Annotated in this window: 21 protein-coding genes; 12 read left to right on the top strand and 9 right to left on the bottom strand. The window is 71.4% G+C overall.

Features of this window, described 5'->3' with window-relative positions; translation table 11 throughout:
• Window positions 1-248: 248 nt before the first annotated feature.
• Window positions 249-821, top strand: coding sequence for a sigma-70 family RNA polymerase sigma factor (locus tag FXO23_RS04755; protein ID WP_158881145.1), 573 nt, complete (start codon window positions 249-251; stop codon window positions 819-821).
• Window positions 822-1,754, top strand: a complete 933-nt coding sequence (locus tag FXO23_RS04750) for an anti-sigma-D factor RsdA (RefSeq protein WP_425484838.1) — start codon at window positions 822-824, stop codon at window positions 1,752-1,754.
• Between the two features lie 59 nt (window positions 1,755-1,813).
• Here the strand turns inward: FXO23_RS04750 and FXO23_RS04745 are convergent, their stop codons facing one another.
• On the bottom strand, window positions 1,814-2,209 hold the full coding sequence (locus tag FXO23_RS04745) for a DUF5319 domain-containing protein (RefSeq protein WP_179956683.1): 396 nt from the start codon (window positions 2,207-2,209) through the stop codon (window positions 1,814-1,816).
• 101 nt (window positions 2,210-2,310) lie between these two features.
• Between FXO23_RS04745 and guaB the strand changes: the two genes are divergently transcribed.
• The 3 genes from guaB (at window position 2,311) to FXO23_RS04730 (ending at window position 6,909) form a co-directional block, all read left to right on the top strand.
• Window positions 2,311-3,816 carry an IMP dehydrogenase gene (gene guaB, locus FXO23_RS04740; RefSeq protein ID WP_158881143.1) on the top strand — a complete coding sequence of 502 codons (1,506 nt, stop codon included), beginning with the start codon at window positions 2,311-2,313 and terminating at the stop codon, window positions 3,814-3,816.
• A 131-nt stretch (window positions 3,817-3,947) separates the two neighbouring features.
• Window positions 3,948-5,084, top strand: coding sequence for a GuaB3 family IMP dehydrogenase-related protein (locus FXO23_RS04735; RefSeq protein ID WP_158881609.1), 1,137 nt, complete (start codon window positions 3,948-3,950; stop codon window positions 5,082-5,084).
• Window positions 5,085-5,196: 112 nt separating this feature from the next.
• Window positions 5,197-6,909, top strand: a complete 1,713-nt coding sequence (locus FXO23_RS04730) for a GMC family oxidoreductase (protein WP_158881141.1) — start codon at window positions 5,197-5,199, stop codon at window positions 6,907-6,909.
• On the opposite strand, the gene FXO23_RS04725 is transcribed toward FXO23_RS04730, so the two are convergent.
• On the bottom strand, window positions 6,896-7,825 hold the full coding sequence (locus FXO23_RS04725) for a GntR family transcriptional regulator (protein ID WP_158881139.1): 930 nt from the start codon (window positions 7,823-7,825) through the stop codon (window positions 6,896-6,898). The two genes, FXO23_RS04730 and FXO23_RS04725, sit on opposite strands and share 14 nt — an antisense overlap.
• Window positions 7,826-7,966: 141 nt before the next feature.
• Here FXO23_RS04725 and FXO23_RS04720 point away from each other — a divergent pair, with 141 nt between their 5' ends.
• Window positions 7,967-9,070: an FAD-dependent monooxygenase gene (locus FXO23_RS04720; protein ID WP_158881137.1), complete on the top strand. Its 1,104-nt coding sequence runs from the start codon at window positions 7,967-7,969 to the stop codon at window positions 9,068-9,070.
• Between the two features lie 6 nt (window positions 9,071-9,076).
• On the opposite strand, the gene FXO23_RS04715 is transcribed toward FXO23_RS04720, so the two are convergent.
• Window positions 9,077-9,529: an ester cyclase gene (locus tag FXO23_RS04715; RefSeq protein ID WP_158881135.1), complete on the bottom strand. Its 453-nt coding sequence runs from the start codon at window positions 9,527-9,529 to the stop codon at window positions 9,077-9,079.
• 81 nt (window positions 9,530-9,610) lie between these two features.
• Here FXO23_RS04715 and FXO23_RS04710 point away from each other — a divergent pair, with 81 nt between their 5' ends.
• The gene (locus tag FXO23_RS04710; protein WP_158881133.1) at window positions 9,611-10,225 is read left to right on the top strand and encodes a TetR/AcrR family transcriptional regulator C-terminal domain-containing protein; all 615 of its coding nucleotides are present in this window, start codon (window positions 9,611-9,613) and stop codon (window positions 10,223-10,225) included.
• Here the strand turns inward: FXO23_RS04710 and FXO23_RS04705 are convergent.
• A complete protein-coding gene (locus FXO23_RS04705; protein ID WP_158881131.1) occupies window positions 10,222-11,667 on the bottom strand; it encodes an aldehyde dehydrogenase family protein in 1,446 nt (481 codons plus the stop codon). The genes FXO23_RS04710 and FXO23_RS04705 overlap by 4 nt on opposite strands.
• 31 nt (window positions 11,668-11,698) lie before the next feature.
• Window positions 11,699-12,733 carry a zinc-dependent alcohol dehydrogenase family protein gene (locus tag FXO23_RS04700; protein ID WP_158881129.1) on the bottom strand — a complete coding sequence of 345 codons (1,035 nt, stop codon included), beginning with the start codon at window positions 12,731-12,733 and terminating at the stop codon, window positions 11,699-11,701.
• Between the two features lie 203 nt (window positions 12,734-12,936).
• Here FXO23_RS04700 and guaA point away from each other — a divergent pair, with 203 nt between their 5' ends.
• Window positions 12,937-14,502, top strand: a complete 1,566-nt coding sequence (guaA, locus tag FXO23_RS04695) for a glutamine-hydrolyzing GMP synthase (protein WP_158881127.1) — start codon at window positions 12,937-12,939, stop codon at window positions 14,500-14,502.
• A gap of 22 nt (window positions 14,503-14,524) precedes the next feature.
• Window positions 14,525-15,316 carry an E3 ubiquitin ligase family protein gene (locus FXO23_RS04690; RefSeq protein ID WP_425484837.1) on the top strand — a complete coding sequence of 264 codons (792 nt, stop codon included), beginning with the start codon at window positions 14,525-14,527 and terminating at the stop codon, window positions 15,314-15,316.
• A gap of 12 nt (window positions 15,317-15,328) precedes the next feature.
• Here FXO23_RS04690 and FXO23_RS04685 read toward each other — a convergent pair whose 3' ends face one another.
• Both FXO23_RS04685 and FXO23_RS04680 read right to left on the bottom strand, forming a co-directional pair.
• Window positions 15,329-15,526, bottom strand: coding sequence for a DUF397 domain-containing protein (locus FXO23_RS04685; RefSeq protein WP_158881125.1), 198 nt, complete (start codon window positions 15,524-15,526; stop codon window positions 15,329-15,331).
• Window positions 15,523-16,398, bottom strand: a complete 876-nt coding sequence (locus FXO23_RS04680; RefSeq protein ID WP_158881123.1) for a helix-turn-helix domain-containing protein — start codon at window positions 16,396-16,398, stop codon at window positions 15,523-15,525. Before FXO23_RS04680 ends, FXO23_RS04685 begins: the two co-directional genes overlap by 4 nt.
• Before the next feature lie 125 nt (window positions 16,399-16,523).
• Here FXO23_RS04680 and FXO23_RS04675 point away from each other — a divergent pair, with 125 nt between their 5' ends.
• The gene (locus FXO23_RS04675) at window positions 16,524-17,075 is read left to right on the top strand and encodes an RNA polymerase sigma factor (protein WP_158881121.1); all 552 of its coding nucleotides are present in this window, start codon (window positions 16,524-16,526) and stop codon (window positions 17,073-17,075) included.
• 32 nt (window positions 17,076-17,107) lie between these two features.
• Here the strand turns inward: FXO23_RS04675 and FXO23_RS04670 are convergent, their stop codons facing one another.
• Both FXO23_RS04670 and FXO23_RS04665 read right to left on the bottom strand, forming a co-directional pair.
• Window positions 17,108-17,362, bottom strand: coding sequence for a hypothetical protein (locus tag FXO23_RS04670; RefSeq protein ID WP_158881119.1), 255 nt, complete (start codon window positions 17,360-17,362; stop codon window positions 17,108-17,110).
• Entirely contained in the window at window positions 17,355-18,674 is a 1,320-nt protein-coding gene (locus tag FXO23_RS04665; protein WP_158881117.1) for a PspC domain-containing protein, read from the bottom strand. The genes FXO23_RS04670 and FXO23_RS04665 overlap by 8 nt, the downstream gene beginning before the upstream one ends.
• 133 nt (window positions 18,675-18,807) lie before the next feature.
• Here FXO23_RS04665 and FXO23_RS04660 point away from each other — a divergent pair, with 133 nt between their 5' ends.
• Complete coding sequence (locus tag FXO23_RS04660) at window positions 18,808-20,163, top strand: PspC domain-containing protein (RefSeq protein ID WP_158881115.1); 1,356 nt, start codon at window positions 18,808-18,810, stop codon at window positions 20,161-20,163.
• Window positions 20,160-20,834, top strand: coding sequence for a response regulator (locus tag FXO23_RS04655; RefSeq protein ID WP_158881113.1), 675 nt, complete (start codon window positions 20,160-20,162; stop codon window positions 20,832-20,834). The genes FXO23_RS04660 and FXO23_RS04655 overlap by 4 nt, the downstream gene beginning before the upstream one ends.
• Window positions 20,835-20,885 lie beyond the last annotated feature (51 nt).

The following is a 20,885-nucleotide window of genomic DNA, read 5'->3' as shown; positions in this document are numbered from 1 at the left end:
CTCCTGCCCGTCTTGCCGCCTTTTCGGGCTGCGCGCGTACCCCTTTCGTAGTCATGCTCGTTGGAGTTTCGAGTATGCGAGGGAGGGGTGGACCCATGCTCCGCGTCGGCGGGGCGCGCCGGTGGCGACCGTGAAGGAACGCTGTCGGCGTCGGAAGGTACGGTAGGAATCACCGGCGTGAGGGAGATTCGTGTTCACGCGTCGGCCTATTTGCACGCCTACACGTAACGCTGGGACTGTTGTCTGCGATGGCCAATGTGGGGGATGGACTGGATGAGCCGGTCGCCGCTGCTGTCGAGGGTGATCCCCAGGCAGTCGAGCGGCTGCTGGCCGCTATCCGTCCCCTGGTAGTGCGGTACTGCCGCGCACGAGTTGGCAGGCAGGAGCGTTCGTTCGCTTCGGCAGACGACGTTGCCCAGGAGGTGTGTCTCGCGGTGCTCACGGCATTGCCTTCGTACCGTGATCAGGGACGCCCGTTCCTGGCTTTCGTCTACGGGATCGCACAGCACAAGGTGGCCGACGCGCACCGCGCGGCGGCCCGCAACCGTGCCGAGCCGGTCGCCGAGGTTCCGGACGAGGTCGAGGCCGAAGTGGGTCCCGAGCAGCGCGCCCTGCAGGGTGAGCTGAACGAGCGCATGTCCCAGCTGCTCCGAGTGTTGCCGGACAAACAACGCGAGATTGTGGTGCTGCGTGTGGTTGTAGGGCTGTCCGCGGAGGAGACCGCCGAAGCGGTCGGCTCGACCCCGGGCGCGGTCCGGGTTGCCCAGCACCGTGCGCTCGCACGGCTCCGCAAGGTACTGGCCGCTGAGGAGGTGGTCTGAGTGACCGAACGCGAAAGACGGATGCCGACGCCCGCCGAGGAGCACTCGGGCGACGCCGAGGCCACGTTCGCGGCCGACCTGTCCGCCGTGCAGGCCGACGACGCACTGCTCGACGCGCTGGGCGGTTCCGATCCCAAGATCGCCGACGGGCTCGGCGACCAGGAACTGAACGCGCTGCTGCTCGCGTGGCGCCGGGACATCGACAGCGAACCGCTCGCCGAGCTGGTCGACACCGAGACCGCGGTCACCACCGTGAAGACGGCCGCGCTGGCGCGCCGCCACGGTCTGCGGGGCCGCAAGCGCCGGATGCTCGTGCCGGTGGCCGCGGCCGCCGCGGTGCTCGCCATCGCCTTCACCGGCACCGGGCTCGCCGCCCGGGACGCCCAGCCGGGAGACACGCTCTGGGGCCTGACCAAGGTCCTCTACGCCGATCACGCCCGTTCGGTCGAGGCCGCCGCGGCGGTCCGCAGCGACCTCAACGCCGCGCTCCTCGCGATCGGGCAACGCGACTTCGAAGCCGCGCGCAAGGCGCTCGACGCCGCGCAGGCCGCGCTGAAGCAGGTGGCCTCCGAGGACAACCTCGACGAGCTGATGAAGCAGCACCGCGAACTGAGCGCGATGCTGCAGAACCCCGGCCAGCAGCCGTCGCCGCCGCCTCAGGTGAACCCGCCCGCGCAGGGCAGTTCCGCGGGCCCGCTGCCGACGCCGGCGCCGAACCCGTCGAACCCCACGGACGGTTCCGGGTCCACCGCGCTGCCGCCGTCGACCTCGGACAACCCCACGCCGCCCAGCAGCAGCACGACCCCGCCGCCGACCTCGAGCTCGATTCCGTCGGGTTCGGGCGGCCAGGGCACCGAACCGGGCACCGTGCCCCGGGGCGACCCACCGGCGGAGGCACCGCCGCCCGGCGCGGCGAGCGTTCCCACCAACTAGACGAGACGACAAGGGCCCGCGACCGATCTCCGGTCACGGGCCCTTCGTCGTGCCGAAGATCAGTAGGCGCTCTCGGTGGCCGTCACGCCGTCGGCGAACCCGCGGCAGTAGTCCCAGCTCACGTAGTCGGCCGGGTTCGGGTCGAACGCGGGCTCGTGCGGGCGCATTCGGCCGTCGGCCAGCAGCTGCTCGAGGCTGGCCCGCAGCAGGTGCCAGTCGTGGTAGTGCGGCAGGTCGCATTCGCCGCAGTCCACCACGATGCCGCGGATCCCCCGCGGCTCCAGCAGCGCCTGGTAAACGGCCAGGTCCGAGAGGTCGGCGAGCAGTTCCGTGCGTTCGTCGGCGCCGATCGGCTCGTCCAGGTGGTCGTCCAGCGAGACGATGTCTTTGGCCGGGTCGTTCGGGTCGTCGGCGAACGGGTCTGGGGGCAACACATCGTGCGGCACGGGGGCCACGGTACCGGGCGGGTCCCCACCGCCCGCCAGATACCATCGTTTACAGGCCCCGATGTCGCGGTCCGTGACTTTCACCAGCCAAGGAAGGCTCCCCGCCCGCTATGAGCATCACCACCGCCGACGTGCCGAGCAAGTTCGCGATGCTCGGCCTGACCTTCGACGACGTCCTGCTGCTGCCCGCCGAATCGGACGTCGTGCCCAGCGGCGTGGACACCAGCACCAGGCTCTCCCGGAACGTCACGCTGCGCATTCCCCTGGTCTCCGCCGCCATGGACACCGTCACCGAGGCCCGGATGGCGATCGCGATGGCCCGCCAGGGCGGGATGGGCGTGCTGCAGCGGAACCTGCCGATCGACGACCAGGCGGCGGCGGTCGAGGTGGTCAAGCGGTCCGAGGCCGGGATGGTCACCGACCCGGTCACCTGCTCGCCGGAGGACACCCTGGCCGAGGTCGACGCGCTGTGCGCGCGGTTCCGGATCTCCGGGGTCCCGGTCACCGACGCCGCGGGCACGCTGGTGGGCATCATCACCAACCGCGACATGCGGTTCGAGGTCGACCACAGCCGGCCGGTCAGCGAGGTGATGACCAAGGCGCCGCTGGTGACCGCGCAGGTCGGGGTCACCGCCGACGCGGCGCTGGGCCTGCTGCGGCGGCACAAGATCGAGAAGCTGCCGATCGTCGACGGCGACGGCAAGCTGCGCGGGCTGATCACCGTCAAGGACTTCGTGAAGACCGAGCAGTACCCGAACGCGACCAAGGACCCCGACGGCCGGCTGCTCGTCGGCGCGGCGGTCGGCGTGGGCGCGGACGGCCACCAGCGCGCGATGGCGCTCGCCGACGCCGGGGTGGACGTGCTCATGGTGGACACCGCGCACGGGCATTCGCGCGCGGTGGTGGACACCGTCAGCACGTTGAAGAAGGAACTCGGCGACACCGTGGACGTGGTCGGCGGCAACGTCGCCACCCGGGCCGGGGCGCAGGCCCTGGTGGACGCGGGCGCGGACGGCGTGAAGGTCGGCGTGGGGCCCGGTTCGATCTGCACCACGCGGGTCGTCGCCGGGGTCGGCGTGCCGCAGATCTCGGCGATCTACGAGGCCGATCTGGCCTGCCGCCCGGCCGGGATCCCGGTGATCGGGGACGGCGGCATCCAGTACTCCGGGGACATCGCGAAGGCCATCGCGGCCGGGGCGTCCTCGGTCATGCTGGGCAGCCTGCTCGCGGGAACCGCGGAGGCGCCGGGCGAGCTGATCCTGCACAACGGCAAGCAGTTCAAGACCTACCGCGGCATGGGGTCGCTCGGCGCGATGCAGTCGCGCGGCGAGGCGAAGTCGTACTCCAAGGACCGGTACGCGCAGGACGACGTGCTGTCCGAGGACAAGCTGGTGCCCGAGGGCATCGAGGGCCGGATCCCGTTCCGGGGGCCGCTGGTCAACGTGGTGCACCAGCTCGTCGGCGGCCTGCGCTCGGGCATGGGCTACGCGGGCGCGCAGACCATCGCGCAGCTGCAGGAGGCGCAGCTGGTGCGGATCACCGCCGCCGGGCTCAAGGAGAGCCACCCGCACGACGTCACCATGACCGTCGAGTCGCCGAACTACACCAGCCGCTGAGAAACCGCGCCACCCCAAGGGAACCCGCCCCGCCGCTCTCGTTTAGCGGGCTAAATGAGGACCCGTGCGCTCGCAAGGGGAACGTGGTGGCGAGAATGAGCGCGCACATCGCTGTCGAGAGGGGACTTCACGTGCGGGATCTGGTCGAGATCGGCATGGGGCGCACCGCGCGGCGGGCATACGACCTCGACGACGTCGAGATCGTGCCCTCGCGGCGCACCCGGTCGTCCGCGGTGGTGTCCACCGGCTGGCAGATCGACGCCTACCGGTTCGACCTGCCGCTGGTGACGCATCCGACGGACGCGATCGTGTCGCCGGGCACCGCGGTGGCCATCGGCGAGCTGGGCGGGCTCGGCGTGCTCAACGCCGAGGGCCTCTGGGCCCGGCAGGCCAACGTCGAGGAGGCGATGTTCCGGCTCGTGCGCGCGGCCGAGGAGCACCCCGAGGACCCGACCGCGCTGGTGCGGGTGCTGCAGGAACTGCACTCCGCGCCGATCCGCGTGGACCTGCTGACCGAGGCGATCCGCACGGTCCGCGAATCGGGAGTGACCGTGGCGGCCCGGGTCAGCCCGCAGCACGCCGCCGAGCTGACCCCGGATCTGATCGCGGCCGGGGTCGAGATCCTGGTCGTGCAGGGCACGATCATCTCCGCCGAGCACGTCGCCCGCGAGGGCGAGCCGCTCGACCTCAAGGACTTCATCGGGCGCCTGGACGTGCCGGTGATCGCGGGCGGGGTCGGTGACTACCGCACGGCGATGCACCTGATGCGCACCGGCGCGGCCGGGGTGATCGTCGGCCACGGTTACACGCCCGGGGTGACCAGCACCGACCGCGTGCTCGGCATCGGCGTGCCGATGGCCACCGCGATCATCGACGCGGCCGCCGCGCGGCGCGACTACCTCGACGAGACCGGCGGCCGGTACGTGCACGTGCTCGCCGACGGCGGGATGACCTCCTCCGGCGACATCGCGAAGGCGATCGCCTGCGGCGCGGACGCGGTCATGCTGGGCGCGCCGCTCGCCGCGGCCGCCGAGGCGCCGGGGCAGGGGCTGTACTGGACCGCGGCCGCCGCGCACCCGTCGCTGCCGCGTTCGCGGGTCGCCGCCGGACCGGATTACGAGGTCGACCTGAAGACGCTGCTGTTCGGGCCCTCCGCGGACGCCGAGGGCGCGGTGAACCTGTTCGGCGCGCTGCGCCGCGCGATGGCGAAGACCGGCTACTCCGACCTCAAGGAATTCCAGCGCGTCGGCCTCACCGTCCGCGGATGATCTTCGCGGCTCTCGTTTAGCGGGCTAAACGAGAGCACCGGGGCCAGGGTGGGGTGACTGGGCGGTAACTTACCTCTGGTCAGGTCGGGTGGCGCGGGTTACGCTTTTACCTGTGACTGCGCGTAACACCACCACGGACCACGACTACGACGTCATCGTGGTCGGCTCTGGCTTCGGCGGCAGCGTTGCCGCGCTCCGGTTGACCGAGAAGGGCTACCGGGTCGCGGTCATCGAGGCAGGCCGCCGGTTCGCCGACGACGAGTTCGCGAAGACGTCCTGGGACCTGCGCCGGTACCTGTGGGCGCCGCAACTCGGCTGCTACGGCATCCAGCGGATCCACCTGCTCTCCGACGTCATGGTGCTCGCGGGCGCCGGGGTCGGCGGCGGTTCGCTGGTGTACGCGAACACGCTCTACCGCCCGCTCAAACCGTTCTACCGAGATCGCCAGTGGGCGCACATCACCGACTGGGAAGCCGAGCTCGCCCCGCACTACGACCAGGCGAGCCGGATGCTCGGCGTGGTGACCAACCCGACGGTCACCCCGTCCGACGACGTGATGCGCAAGGTCGCCGCGGATCTGGGCGTGGCCGATTCGTACCACCCGACCCCGGTCGGCGTGTACTTCGGCCGGCCGGGCGAGCGCGTGGCCGATCCGTACTTCGGCGGCGCCGGGCCCGAACGCACCGGCTGCACCGAATGCGGCGCGTGCATGACCGGCTGCCGCGTCGGCGCGAAGAACACCCTGGTGAAGAACTACCTCTACCTCGCCGAGCAGGGCGGGGCGAAGGTCATCCCGCTGACCACGGTCACCGCGGTCCGCCCGCGCGGCGACGGCGCGTTCGAGGTCGACCTGCGCAAGACCGGCACCCGGTCGCGGCGCTTCCGGCACACCCTGACCGCGGGCAAGGTCGTGCTCGCCGCGGGCACCTGGGGCACCCAGAACCTGCTGCACCGGATGAAGGACACCGGCGCGCTGCCCCGGCTGTCGTCCCGGCTCGGCGAGCTGACCCGGACCAACTCGGAGGCGATCATCGGCTCCGGCCGCACCAAGGTCGACCCGGAGCGCGACTTCAGCCGCGGGGTGGCGATCACGTCGTCGATCCATCCCGACGAGATCACCCACATCGAACCGGTGCGCTACGGCAAGGGCAGCAACGCGATGAGCATGCTGCAGACCGTCGCGACCGACGGCAGGTCCGAGGTGCCGCGCTGGCGGCAGGCGGTGCGGTTCCTGTACCGGCACCCGATCCAGTCGGCGAAGCTGCTCAACGGCTACCGGTGGAGCGAACGCACGGTGATCCTGCTGGTGATGCAGAGCCTGGACAACTCGATCACCACCTACACCAAGCGCGGGCTGTTCGGCCGCCGCCGGTACACCTCGAAACAGGGCCACGGCGAGCCGAACCCGAGTTTCATCGAGGCCGGGTTCGAGGCCAACCAGCGCACCGCGGAGCACATCGAGGGCATCGCGGGCGGCACCTGGGGCGAGGTCTTCGACATCCCGCTGACCGCGCACTTCATCGGCGGCGCCCCGATCGCGACCGATGCCGAGCAGGGCGTCATCGATCCGTACCACCGGGTCTTCAACTACCCGGGACTGTCCGTTGTGGACGGTACGGCGATCACCGCGAACCTCGGGGTGAACCCGTCGCTGACGATCACCGCGCAGGCCGAGCGCGCGTTCTCCTTCTGGCCCAACAAGGGCGAGGCCGATCCGCGCCCGGACCAGGCGGAGGGGTACCGCCGGATCGAACCGGTCGCGCCGAAGAACCCGGCGGTGCCCGCGACCGCGCCCGCCGCGCTGAAGCTGCCTAGCGTTCGATGATCCTGGCGATCCCGTCGAGCAGCGGGGTGAGGCCGAACTCGAACAGCTCGTCGAGGTGCAGGTCGTAGCCCTGGCGCAGGAACTCGCCGGTGATCCTGGTGAAGGTCGGGTACCGGCCGGAGGTCGCGAGCGTGGCGAGCGCGGGAGCCTGCAGGTCCATCCACTGCTCCTCGGAGAGGCCGGTGACGGCCTCGTCGTGGGCCGCCCGCTCGAGGTGGACCGCGAGGCCCTGCACGTAGCTGTAGAGCAGCACGTGCAGGTTGAACTGGACGGTCACGTCGAGGTCGTGACCGTCCAGGGCGGCCAGGGCCCATTCGGCGTGCACCATCAGGTTCGGGGTGGGCAGCGGGCGGGTGAGGGAGCTGACCTGAGCCAGCCACGGATGCCGCCGGTGCAGCCCCCACAGGGTGCGGGCGCCGATCTCCAGCCGGGCGCGCCAGCCGGGCGGGGCGTCGGCGGGGTAGGAGAGTTCGCCGTACGCGGTGTCGGCCATCAGCAGGACGAGTTCGTCCTTGCCGCTGACGTACCGGTAGGGCGACATGGCGGCGACCCCGAGCCGGGCCGCGACGCCCCGCATCGACAGCGCGGCCAGCCCTTCGGCGTCGGCGATTTCGACGGCGGCGCGCACGATCCGTTCGCGGGTCAGCTCGTGTTCCGGGCCGGGCGCGGGGCGGCGCCGGACCGGTGCGGCGGTGGGCGCGGCCACGACGGTGCCGACGCGGGGCCGGGCGCGCACGACCCCGTCCTGGCGCAGGGTGGCCAGGGCCTTGGTGGCGGTGGCGAGCGCGACTTCGAACTCCTTCGCGAGCTGCCGGGTCGACGGCACCCGGTCGCCGGGGGCCAGTTCGCCGTCGGCGATGCGCCGCCGGATCTCGGTGACGATCCGGCGGTAGGGCGGATCGAGCGCTGTGACCATCGCCACCCTTCCTTTCTGTACTAGGACAGATGCTAGCAGCGAAGGTGGTGCACGAGAGGGGATCTGTCCTATTACAAGCAAGTTGTAGCGGTATTCGGGAGCGGCCTACGGTCAGCGCGTACACCGTATATGGAGGCTTCCATGAAGACAGTGCTCATCTCGGGCGCGAGCATCGCCGGTCCCGCCCTGGCCTACTGGCTGCGCCGCAACGGCTTCGCGCCGACCGTGGTCGAGCGGGCGCCCGCGCCGCGCCTCGGTGGGCAGGCGGTCGACATCCGCGGGGCCGCCCTGGACGTCGTCGACCGGATGGGCCTGCTGGACCAGGCACGGCGGGTGCGCACCCGGATGCGCGGGATGACGATGCTCGACGGTGAGGGCAACGAGGTCTGGCGTTCCGCGGAGATGACCGCGTCGGCCGGGCGACTGGACAGCGACGACCTCGAGCTGCTGCGGGAGGACCTGACCCGGCTGCTGCTGGAGCGCACCCGCGAGGTCGACTACGTGTTCGGCGATTCCATCACCGATCTCGAGGACGGCGTGGACGGGGTGCGGGTCAGCTTCGAGCACGGCGAGCCGCGCACGTTCGATCTGGTGGTCGGCGCGGACGGGCAGCATTCGGGGGTGCGCGAGCTGGTGTTCGGGCCGGAGCGGGAGTTCGCCCGCCACCTCGGCACCTACCTGGCGATCTTCAGCGCGGAGAACTTCCTGAACCTGGACAACTGGCAGGTGTGGTTCCGGGGTGACGCCGGTGGCGGCGGCATCTACCCGGTGCGCGGCAACCGCGAAATCCGCGTCACGCTCGGCTTCGAGGCCGACCGCTTCGACTACGACCACCGGGATCTCGAAGCGCAGAAGGCGCTGCTCGCCGAGCGGCTCGGCGGCATGCGGTGGGAGGTGCCGAGGCTGCTCAAGTACCTGGACCAGGCGCCGGACTTCTACTTCGACTCGATGGCCCAGATCCACCTGCGACAGTGGTGGAAGGGCCGGGTGGCCCTGGTGGGCGACGCGGGCTACTGCGCCTCGGCGTTGTCCGGCCAGGGCACCAGCCTCGCGCTGGTGGGCGCCTACGTGCTGGCGGACGAACTCGGCCGGACCGACGATCACCAGGCCGCGTTCGCCCGCTACCAGGACCGCCTGCGCCCGTTCGTCGAACTCAACCAGGCCCTGGCCACCGAGAACCCCGGCGAGCGGGCGAACGAGGAATCGATCGAACGCGCCAAGAACGCGATCGCGCTCGACGGCTGAGCGTGCTCATCCCGCCCGCCGCGGCGCGGCCAGTTCGTCGTCGTCGCCGATGATGCCGAGCTGTCGCAGCATGCCGAACCGGTCGGTCATCGCGTCGACGTGGGCGATCTTCCCGTCGCGCAGGCGGGCCAGCACGAAACCGCGCCACTCGGCGTGCTTCCCGGTGGCCGCGCCGCGGCGGTAGTAGCCGGTGTTGGTGGCGCTCAGCGAGATCCGGGCGGCCACCTTGCCGGGTTCGGCGACCAGATCGTCGACGGTGACGTGGATGTCGGGGAACGAGTCGAGCATCATCTGCCAGCCCCGGCGGAAGGCGTCCAGGCCGCCGGAGGGCGCGTCGACGACGACCGGGCCGGATTCGGTGACGTCCTCGGCGACCACCTCGCCCAGGCCGGTCAGGTCGTGGGCGTTGACGAACTCCTCGATGAAGCGGCGGACTACCGCCTTGTCCCGTTCGGACATGTTCCCTCGTTTCTTACGACGTAAGAGTAGCTTGGTCGCTATCCTGCTCTTACGCTGTAAGAAAAGTCAAGGGAGGCGTGCGTGGCCGATCGCCGGGCCCGGCCGCGCGCCGGGCTCACCCGCGAGCGGGTGCTCGACGCGGCGCTGGACTTCGTCGACGAGCACGGCATCGCGGCGCTGTCCATGCGCAAACTCGGCGCCGCGCTGGACGTGGAGGCGATGACCCTCTACCACTACGTGCCGAACAAGGACGCCTTGCTCGATGCACTGGTCGACCGGGTGGTCGAACCGGTGGCCGTGCCCGAGCCGGGGGACGGCTGGCGGACCTGGCTCGGCGGACTCGCCCGCGGCCTGCGCACGCGCATGCTGGAGCATCCGGCGCTGCTGCCGCTCATGGCCACCCGCCCGGTGCGCGGCCGGGAGGCGACCGCCCGCGTCGAAACCGCCCTGGGCGTGTTGTGCGCCGCCGGATTCGACCCGCCGCGGGCGCTGGACACGTTCAACGCCGTGATGACGTTCGTGCTGGGCCACACGCTCGCCGAAGCGGGCCGCACCCCGGGACACGAGGAGTCCGATGTGGACAGTACCGGCCACCTCGCCGAATTCCCGATCCTCGCCGAGGCCCTGCGCACCGGGCCCCGGCACGAGGAGCGCTTCGAACTGGCCCTCGAAGCACTCCTCGCTGGGCTGGGTTAGAGGTCCAGACCGGTGAAGACGGTGACGCGTTCTTCGGTGAGGTCGTGCATCGCGGCGAGCACGCCTTCGCGGCCCACGCCGGAGCCCTTCACGCCGCCGTAGGGCATCTGGTCGGCCCGGTAGGACGGCACGTCCCCGATGATCACGCCGCCGACCTCGAGTTCGGCCGAGGCGCGGAAGGCGAGCGAGACGTCCCGGGTGAAGACCCCGGCCTGCAGGCCGTAGGCCGAATCGTTCACCGCGGCGAACGCGGCCCCGGCATCGTCCACAACGGACACCGCGAGCACGGGGCCGAAGATCTCCTCGGCCCAGGCCTTCGTGGTGACCGGGACGTCCGCCAGCAGGGTCGGTTCCACCGTGGCGCCTTCGCGGGAACCCCCGGTGAGGATCCGGGCGCCCGCGTCGACGGCTTCGCCGATCCAGGCGACGATCCGTTCCGCGGCGGCCTCGTCGACCACCGGGCCGACGTCGACCTCGGTGTCGTACGGGTCACCGGTCCGCTGCGCGCGCACCGCCTCGGTCAGGGCCGGGACGAACTCGTCCGCGACCGAGCGTTCGACGAGCACCCGCTGCACCGCGATGCAGGACTGGCCCGCCTGGTAGTTGCCGAAGGTCGCGATCCGCCGGGCGGCCCCGGGGATGTCCGGCCAGTCGGCGAGCACCACGGCCGCCGCGTTCCCGCCCAGTTCCAGCACCACGTGCTTGCGCGGCGCCGCGTCCGCCAGCGACCAGCCGACCGGGCCGGACCCGGTGAACGACACCACCGGCAGCCGGGGGTCGGTCACCAGCGCCGAGGTTTCCGCGTTGCCCAGCGGCAACACCGAGAACGAACCCTCGGGCAGGTCGGTCTCGGCGAGGATCTCGCCCAGGATCAGCGCGGCCAGCGGGGTGCGCGGGGCCGGTTTGACGATGATCGGCGCGCCGACCGCGAGCGCGGGTGCGACCTTGTGCGCCACCAGGTTCAGCGGGAAGTTGAACGGCGCGATGCCGAGCACCGGGCCGCGCGGCGCCCGGCGGGTGATCGCCAGGCGGCCCTCCCCGGCCGGATCGGTGTCCAGCCGCTGCAGATCGCCGTCGAACCGGCGGGCCTCCTCGGCGGCGATCCGGAACACCGACACCGCGCGCCGGACCTCGGCCTCGGCCCACTTCAGCGGTTTGCCGTTCTCCGCGGTGATCACCTCGGCGATCTCCTCGGCCCGCGCGGCGATCGCCCGCGAAACGTGGTCCAGCGCCGCGGCCCGCCGGTGGGCCGGGAGCCGCCGCAGCGCGGGCGCCACCGCGACCGCGGCGTCCACCGCCCGCTCCACCTGCCCGGCGCCGGGCACCGCGACGGTGGCGACCTCGCTGCCGTCGTAGGGGTGGCGCACGACGAGCGTGCTCTCGCCCTGTTCGGGCTGCCCGGCGATCCAGGCGGGCCGGGGTTCCGGAGTGATCATGTCCATGGCCACAACGGTAGGCCAGCGGGGCAAATCGCTACGGCTTGACCAGCACCTTGAGCGCCTTGCGGTCGGCCATCTCCTGGTAGCCGCCGGGGATCCCGTCGATGTCCACGGTCCGGTCGAAGACCCGGCCCGGTTCGACGCGGCCCTCGAGGACGTCCGGCAGCAGTTCCTCGATGTAGTGCCGCGCCGGGGCGACCCCGCCGGTGACGGTGATGTTGCGCATGAACATGTCCGGCCCGACCGGGCCCTCGTCGTACTGCGGGACGCCGACCCGGCTGACCGTGCCGCCCGCGCGCACCACGCCGAGCCCGGTCTCCAGCGCCTGCTTGGTGCCGACGCATTCCAGCACGGCGTGCGTGCCGTCCCCGCCGGTGAGCTCGCGGACCTTCGCGATGCCCTCCTCGCCGCGTTCGGCGACCACGTCGGTGGCGCCGAACTCACGCCCGAGGTCGGTGCGCCCGGTGTGGCGGCCCATCAGCAGGATCCGCTCGGCGCCGAGCCGTTTCGCGGCCAGCACCGCGCACAGGCCGACCGCGCCGTCGCCGATCACGGTGACCGCGGTGCGCGGGGAGACGCGAGCGCGGACGGCGGCGTGGTGGCCGGTGGGGAACACGTCGGACAGGGTGAGCAGCGAGGGCAGCAGGGCGGCGTCCTCGCCGACCGGGAGCTTGACCAGCGTGCCGTCGGCCTGCGGCACGCGGACCGCTTCGCCCTGGCCGCCGTCCACGCCGCGCGCGCCCCAGCCGCCGCCGTGGCGGCACGAGGTGTGCAGGCCCTCGCGGCAGAAGTCGCAGGTGTTGTCCGCCCACACGAACGGCGCGACGACGACGTCCCCGGTCTTCAGGCCGTGCACGTCGGCGCCGGTGTCCTCGACTACGCCGAGGAACTCGTGCCCGATGCGGCGCCCGCGCTCACTGGGTTTCATGCCCCCGTACGGCCAGAGATCGCTGCCGCAGATGCACGATCGGAGCACGCGCACCACGGCGTCGGTCGGGTCGGCCACCTTCGGGTCCGGGACCTGCTCGATCCGGACGTCCCCGGCCCCGTAGATGACGGTCGCGCGCATGGTGCTCCTTTCGTCGTAGAACCACGTCCCCCATTGGATGCAGCAAAGCACGCACGCATGTCGCCACGCGCATACGACGTGGCCCGCCTCACCCCGTGCGGCCACCCGTCCCCGGTCGGCCCGCCAAACGAGAGGGAGGGCGCGGGGTGGCGCGGGTCACCTGGGACGATAGGGACACAGCGCCCACCCGCAGGAGGTTCCTCGTGCCCGACGCCGCTTCCACGGCCGGTCCCGTTCTCGTCGTGGACTTCGGCGCGCAGTACGCGCAGCTGATCGCGCGCCGCGTGCGCGAGGCCCAGGTGTACTCCGAGGTCGTCCCGCACACCGCGAGCACCGAGGAGATCCTGGCCCGCGAACCGTCGGCGATCATCCTCTCCGGCGGGCCGTCCAGCGTCTACGAACCGGGCGCGCCGAGCATGGACCCCGAACTGGTCAAGGCCGGGGTGCCGGTGTTCGGCATCTGCTACGGCTTCCAGCTGCTGGCCCGCGCGCTCGGCGGCGCCGTCGAGGCCACCGGGGCCCGCGAGTACGGCCGCACCGAGGTGAAGATCACCGGCGACGGCGGCGTGCTGCACCACGAACTGCCCGGCCGCCACCCGGCCTGGATGAGCCACGGCGACAGCGTCACCAAGGCCCCCGAGGGGGCCACCGTCACCGCGACCTCCGAGGGCGCGCCGATCGCCGGGTTCGAGAACCCCGGCCTGCGCGTCGCCGGGGTGCAGTACCACCCCGAGGTCGGGCATTCGCCGCACGGCCAGGAGGTGCTGCGCCGGTTCCTGCACGACATCGCCGGGATCCGCCCGCAGTGGACCACGGCGTCCATTGTGGACGATCAGGTCGCCAGGGTGCGCGCGCAGATCGGCGACGGGAGCGCGATCTGCGCGCTGTCCGGCGGGGTCGACTCGGCGGTCGCCGCCGCGCTCGTGCAACGCGCCATCGGCGAGCGGCTCACCTGCGTCTTCGTCGACCACGGGCTGCTGCGCGCGGGCGAGCGGACCCAGGTCGAACGTGACTTCGTCGCCGCCACCGGGGTCAACCTGGTCACCGTGGACGCGCGCGAGCGCTTCCTCGGCGCGCTGGCCGGGGTCACCGATCCGGAGCAGAAGCGCAAGATCATCGGCCGCGAGTTCATCCGGGTCTTCGAACAGGCCGAGCGGGACCTCAAGGCCGAGGGCGACTTCGGTTTCCTGGTGCAGGGCACGCTCTACCCGGACGTCGTCGAGTCCGGCGGCGGCGCGGGCACCTCGAACATCAAGAGCCACCACAACGTCGGCGGGCTGCCCGAGGACCTCCAGTTCGAGCTGGTCGAACCGCTGCGCCTGCTGTTCAAGGACGAGGTGCGCCGGGTCGGGCTGGAACTGGGCCTGCCGGAGACGATCGTGCACCGCCAGCCGTTCCCCGGCCCGGGCCTGGGCATCCGGATCATCGGCGAGGTGACCCAGGACCGGCTGGAGACGCTGCGCGCGGCCGACGCCATCGCGCGCGAGGAGTTGACCGGGGCCGGGCTGGACCGCGACATCTGGCAGTGCCCGGTGGTGCTGCTCGCCGACGTCCGCAGCGTCGGGGTGCAGGGCGACGGGCGCACTTACGGGCATCCGGTTGTGCTGCGCCCGGTCTCCAGCGAGGATGCCATGACGGCGGACTGGACCCGGCTGCCCTACGACACCCTCGAGCGGATCTCGACCCGCATCACCAACGAGGTCGCCGAGATCAACCGGGTCGTGCTGGACGTGACCAGCAAGCCGCCGGGCACGATCGAGTGGGAGTGACGGACGACCTGGGGGGCGCACGGTGGGGCTCATCATCTTCGGGGTGCTGCTGATCCTGGCCGCGGTGGCGGGGTTCTTCTACATGCGGCACACGAAGAGCGAACTGCACGCGATGATCGGCACCGAGACGCTGTCGATTCCCGAACTCGAACGGCTGCGCGGGATCTCCGACGAACTCGGCGCGCGGGGCGGGTTCCGCAAGATCGCCGAGGTGGTCGGCCACGCGCATCCGCGGCCGGAGGGCGTGATCACCGCGGAGATCAGCAAGATCGACTGCGTCTGGTACCGCTACCGGATCGACCGCGAGTACGAGCACGTGGAGTACCGGGACGGCAAGCGGCACTACTCCAAGCGCAAGGAGAAGGTCGCCGAGCACACCTCGTTCGAGGGGTACGCGATCCTGGACGACGAGGGCCGCACGATCGGCGTCGACCCGAACGGCACCCAGCCCGAGGCCGTCGAGCAGACCGTCCACCGGTTCGAACCGCACCGGGGCGGTGGCGAAGCGGTCGATCTGTTCGGCATCAAGCTGCCGAACTTCCTCGCCGGCGGGCGCGACAGCACGATCGGCTTCCACTACAAAGAATGGGTGATCCGCCCCGGCCGTCCGTTGTACATCCTCGGCGAGGTGCACGACAAGATCGGCCCGCTGGTGATCGGCAAGCCCGAGGAGAAGGGCCACTTCATCATCTCCGGGCGCACCGAGGACGAACTGCGCCGGGATCGCACCCGGCGGCACCAGTTCCTCGCGGCGGGCGTGCTCGTGGCGTTCGTGGCCGGGCTGGCGCTCACGGTCACCGGGATCGTGAGGTAGCCCGGCGAGTCGCTAGGCGTCCGAACGGCGCCGCCCCGTTTTGACCAGGGCGAGGAACGCGCCGAATGCGGCCGCGTCGACGGTCAGCACACCGCCGCACGGGTTCTTCGTGTCCCTGATACTGGTCCGCGCCTGACCGACGGACAGCTCGACGCAGGCGTTCTCAGCCGAGCTACGGCTGCTCTTCCGCCACGTCCGCTTGATGCTCATCGATTCTCGATCCCGTCTCGTATAACCGTGATGAATGCCGCCGATTTCCGGGGATTCAGTGCCTTCCGGGCGGCATCGTCGAAAACCGCGGAAAGCGCGGCGACATCGTGCTCATTCTCCACCGATTCGCCACCCGCGATGTACTCCAGATAGGCCACATCCGGTTCGTCCGGGCTGTCGTAACTGAGCAGGATCATCGGCCCGGCGAGCGGGCCATAGGCGCCTAGGGCGAACGGCAGCACCTGGATCGTCACGTTCGCCCAGGTGCCGACCGCGAGCAGGTGATCGAGCTGCTCGGCCATCACCCGCGGGCCGCCGAGCATGCGGCGCAGCGCGGCCTCGTCGATCAGGGCATGCAGTTTCAGCGGTTTGTCCTTACGCCGCAACAACTCTTGCCGGGTTTGCCGTTCCGCGGCCGCGATCGACTCGCCGCCGGGGGAGCGGGTGAGCCGGTGCGCGCCCTGCCAGACCTCGGCGGCGTACCCGGGGGTCTGCAACATGCCCGGGATGATCACCGTGTCCAGCGTGCGCTCGAAATCGGCGTCCGACTCGTCGCGGCGAAATGCCCGGTATTTGGCCGGCATGTCGTCCGCGTGCACGATTCGGGTGGTGTCGGCTTTCGCGGCTTCCCACAGTTGTTCGGCGCGGTGCCGTTCTTCTTCGGTGGCGCCGTAAATGCCGAGCAACGTCCGGACGAGCAGAAAACCGGGCGTGGTCAGCCCGCCTTCCATTCTGGTGATGGTGGTCCGGGCCGCGTGCGTTTCCCGGGCGAGCGCGTCCGGGGTGAGTTTCGGTTCGCAGCGTTCGCGGAGCCCCTGCATGTACCGGCCGAAGATCGCCTTGCGGCGGGTTCGTTCTGGGCCTGCTGCCATGCGGTCACCTTAGTAGCGCGGCCTGTTACAGAGGTTCACTCATTTGGTGTGATGCAAATGCACATGTGCACTCGTTAGGGTCGTAGCGCCGGTTTTCATGGTCGCGGACGCGGGGATGTGGATCGATGGGTGCGCAGCTGACGGACCGGGTGCGCGCGGGATCGGTCCGCGATTTCGAGCCGCTGTTCCGCGACCACGTGCAGGCGACGCGCGACTACGCCGGATCCCTGGTGCGCGCCCAGGAAGTGGACGAACTGGTTTCCGAGACCTTCGAGCGGGTGCTCAACGCGTTGCTGCGCGGGCGCGGGCCGACCGACGAGGGTTTTCTGGCCTACAGCAAGACAACGCTGCGCCACGTCCTGGCCGACCGGTACCGCGAGCGGCGGCGGGAGCGGCTCGAGGAGGACATCGAGCTGGCCGCGGTCGACCTCGATCCGATGCTGATCGTGGTGAGCGAGAACGCGGCGCGGGGGGAGAACGTCGAACTGATCCGCGCGGTGCGCGGCCTGCCGCTGCGCTGGCGCCTGATCGTGTGGCTGATCGACATCGAGCAGCAGCCGATCGCCGAAGTGGCCCGATTGCTCGCGATGAAGCCGAATGCCGTGCACGCGCTGGCCTACCGCGCGCGCAAGCGGCTCCGGGAAACATTGGCGGAGCCGCTCAGCCCCCGGCGCTGAGCGGCTCCGCTGTGTTTCCCCCGAGATTTGGCTTAACCGTGGTGTTTCTTGCGGCCCGGGCGCATCGAGGCGCCCAGCATCAGCACCCCGACGAGCACCGCGCCCCCGGCCAGCACCCAGCGCAGGTCGAAGCTCGGCAGCCAGGACGCCCCGTCGGAGAGGACGTAGGCCGAGACCAGCAGGGTGGCGATCCCGACGATCAGGGTGAACACGTCCACCCCGCGCCGGCGGGCCGCCGGTTCGGTCGCGGTGTCGTCGCGGTCGTAGTCGTACCCGGGCTCAGCCACGGCGCACCTCCACCTCTCCGGCGGTGTTCTCCACCCGCAGGTTGATCTTCGCCCCGCCGACGCCGTCGGCGCCGTTGTCGACACCGGTCACCGGCGGGCTGCCGACGCCGTTGGACTCGTGGCCGAGGCACTCGACGTTCCCGGCTCTGGTCTGGCAGTTGAACGTGACGTCCGCGTTCTCCGGCACGGTCACCTTGCTGTTCCCGGCGCCGTTGCGGACCGTGACGTCCACCGGCACGGCCACCGGGAGCTGGGTCAGGTCGAGATCGATGTCCCCGGCCGCGTGCTGGTAGACCGGCTGCAGCTCGGCCGCGGTGCGCGGGGTGGCGTTCAGATCGCCGACTCCGCCGCGGAAGTTGTCGAACGGCACCGCGGTCAGGACCATGCCCGCGATCGACAGCGGGATTGCCAGCCCGATCAGGCCGCGCCCGCCCCCGGCGAACGATCCGGCCACCATGCCGACGCCGAGCACCGCGAGCGCCAGGCCGATGATGTGCTGCGGGGAGAACCACTCCTCGCCGGTCACCCCCAGGGCCGTGCCGACCCCGGCGACCAGCAGCGCGACCCCGAAGGCCGCCACACCGATCTTGGACTTCGGCCGCGGCGCGGGCGGCGGCGGTGGCGGTGGGAGCGGTGCGGGGTCCGGATCGGGCAGGTCCCAGGACAGCGGCGCGGCGCCGAGCGGATCCCAGGCGCCCGGCGGGTTCGGGCGATCGGTCTCGCCGGCCGTGGCGGTCGAAGTGTGCACGGTGTCCGTCCCGTTGTCGGTCATGGCGAACGCCGCGGTGTGCGGGTTCGCGGGGTCGTAGGGGTCCGGCGTCCGAACCGCTGCGGCGGGGCGGTTGAGGTGCCCGCGCTGGCGGTGCAGCAGGTACAGCGCCGCGGCGAACAGGGCGAGCCCGGCGAACCCGCCGGCCCCGAACCCGTTGTCGAACCAGCCGCCGGAGAAGGCCCAGCCGCTCCCCGGGATCAGCAGGATGCACAGCAGCACGGCGAAACCGGTCGAGGTGGAGCTGCGCCCCTGGTTGATCATGCCCTCGAACGCGGACACCTCGTCCCGCTCTTCCGGGAAGAACAACCAGCCCAGCAGGTAGACCACCAGACCGGCGCCGCCGAAGATGGTCGCGGCGACGAGCGCGACGCGCACCACGACCGGGTCGATGCCGTACCGGTTGCCGATCGCGGCCGCCACCCCGGCGACCTTCCGCCCGGCGATCGGGCGGCGCGGCCGGCTGGCCCAGAAGTCCTTGATCGTGTCCTCGAAGCCGGGGCCATGTTGCTTCGGCACCTGTGAATCCGCTGCGCCACTCATGACATCGAGGATGCGGCATCCGGACGGGCGGGCACATCCGGGAAGGTCCCTGAGGTTTTCCGCCGCGGCCACGGCCGCCGGATCAGGGGCTTCCCTGATGATTCCCGCCGGTTGTCATGTGACCATGGGGTTCATGCAGGACCAGGCCCACGCCGACCCGGCGGAGACGAACCTCGCCGTCGAGCAGCGGCCGGACGGCGGCGCCCTCACCCCCGCCGAACCGGGCGCGCTCGCCGAGAACGGGCCGCCCAAGATGTACCGGCGGCGCTCCGGGCGCGTGCTCGCCGGGGTCGCCGGGGGACTGGCCGACCACCTCGGCGTCAAGGTGCTGTGGGTGCGGGCGGCCTTCGCCATCCTCGCCGCGTTCGGCGGGGCGGGGCTGTTCATCTACGGCATGCTCTGGGTGTTCGTGCAGCAGCAGTCGCACGAGGACGCGGCCAACCAGGGCACGCCGAAGGAACGCCAGCAGGCGTTCGGTCTGCTCGCGCTCGGCATGGGGCTGGCGGTCGCCGGGGGCACGCTGTCCGGGCTGATCAGCGGCTGGGTCGCGGTGCCGCTGGCGGTGGCGTCGATCGGCGCCGCGGTCGTCTGGCGGGAGGCCGACGAGTCGCAGCGGCGGCGCTGGATGGCCGGGGCCAAGGGCGGCGTGGCCGGTGCGGTGGTCGGGGGCGGCGGCTGGTCCGCGGCGCTGCGGGTGCTGGCCGGGGTGGCGCTGGTGACCACCGGCATCGGGGTCGTGGTGCTGCGCAGCGGCAGCCTCGACCAGGTCCAGTTCGCGCTGATCGCGGTGCTGGCCACGCTGGTCGGGGTCGCGGTGCTGACCGTCCCGTTCTGGCTGCGGCTGGTCCGCGACCTGGGCGAGGAGCGCCGGGCGCGCATCCGCACCGAGGAGCGCGCGGAGATCGCCGCGCACCTGCACGACTCGGTGCTGCAAACGCTTGCGCTGATCCAGAAGCAGGCCGAATCGCCGCGTGAGGTGGCGCGGCTGGCGCGCGGCCAGGAGCGGGAGCTGCGCGGCTGGCTGTACGGGCCGTCCGGCTACGGCAAGGGCCAGGACCGGTCGGAGTCGGCGGAGGACGCGCACGGCGGACGGCTGTCGGGGGCGCTGGCCACCGCGTGCGGCGAGGTCGAGGACACCTTCGCGATCTCGGTGCAGCAGGTCGTGGTGGGGGAGGCCGAACTGGACGAATCGCTGACCGCGCTGGTGCAGGCCGCGCGCGAGGCGATCGTCAACGCGGCGAAGCACGCGGGCGTCGACCAGGTGAGTGTTTACGCCGAGGTGGAGCCCACCTCGGTGACGGTGTTCGTGCGCGATCGGGGGAAGGGGTTCGATCCGGAGGTGGTTCCGGCCGACCGGCATGGCCTGGCGGATTCGATCCGGGGCAGGATGGAGCGCAACGGTGGCACGTGCCGGCTGCGGACGGCGCCCGGTGAGGGCACCGAGGTGCAGCTGCAGATGCCGATCAAAGCGGCCAAGGGAGTGGCGTGACGGAGAACGAGCAGACCCGGGAACCGGTCAAGGTCTTCCTGGTCGACGACCATGCGCTGTTCCGCGCCGGGGTGCGCACCGAGCTGGACTCGATCACCGACGAGGTCCAGGTGGTCGGCGAGGCGGGTTCGGTCGCCGAAGCGGTGGCGGGGATCGCGCGGTCCAGGCCGCAGGTGGTGCTGCTGGATGTGCACATGCCGGACGGCGGCGGCGCCGAGGTGCTGCGCCGGGTCCGGCCCGAACTGCCGGACGTGGTGTTCCTGGCGCTGTCGGTGTCGGACGCCGCGGAGGACGTGATCGCGGTGATCCGGGCGGGCGCGCGCGGGTACGTCACCAAGACGATCTCGTCGAAGGAACTGGTCCGCGCGGTGGTGCGGGTGGCCGACGGGGACGCGGTGTTCTCGCCGCGGCTGGCCGGGTTCGTGCTGGACGCGTTCGCCGACCGGCCCGGTTCGGCGCCGATCAGCGACCCGGAGCTGGACCTGCTCACCCCGCGGGAACGGGACGTGCTGCGGCTGCTGGCGCGCGGGTACGCGTACAAGGAGATCGCGTCCGAGCTGTTCATCTCGGTGAAGACCGTCGAGACGCACGTCTCCAGCGTGCTGCGCAAGACCCAGCTGTCCAACCGGTACGAACTCTCCCGCTGGGCATCCGACCGCCGCCTCGTTTAGCGGGCTGACCGTGTTCGAGTAGCCCCTGGGCCAGGGCGTTCTCGTTTAGCG

The organism is Amycolatopsis anabasis (assembly GCF_009765355.1).
GTDB lineage: Bacteria > Actinomycetota > Actinomycetes > Mycobacteriales > Pseudonocardiaceae > Amycolatopsis > Amycolatopsis anabasis.
Note: the sequence above shows the minus strand (reverse complement) of the source record. Positions and strands in the feature narration are given on the sequence as shown.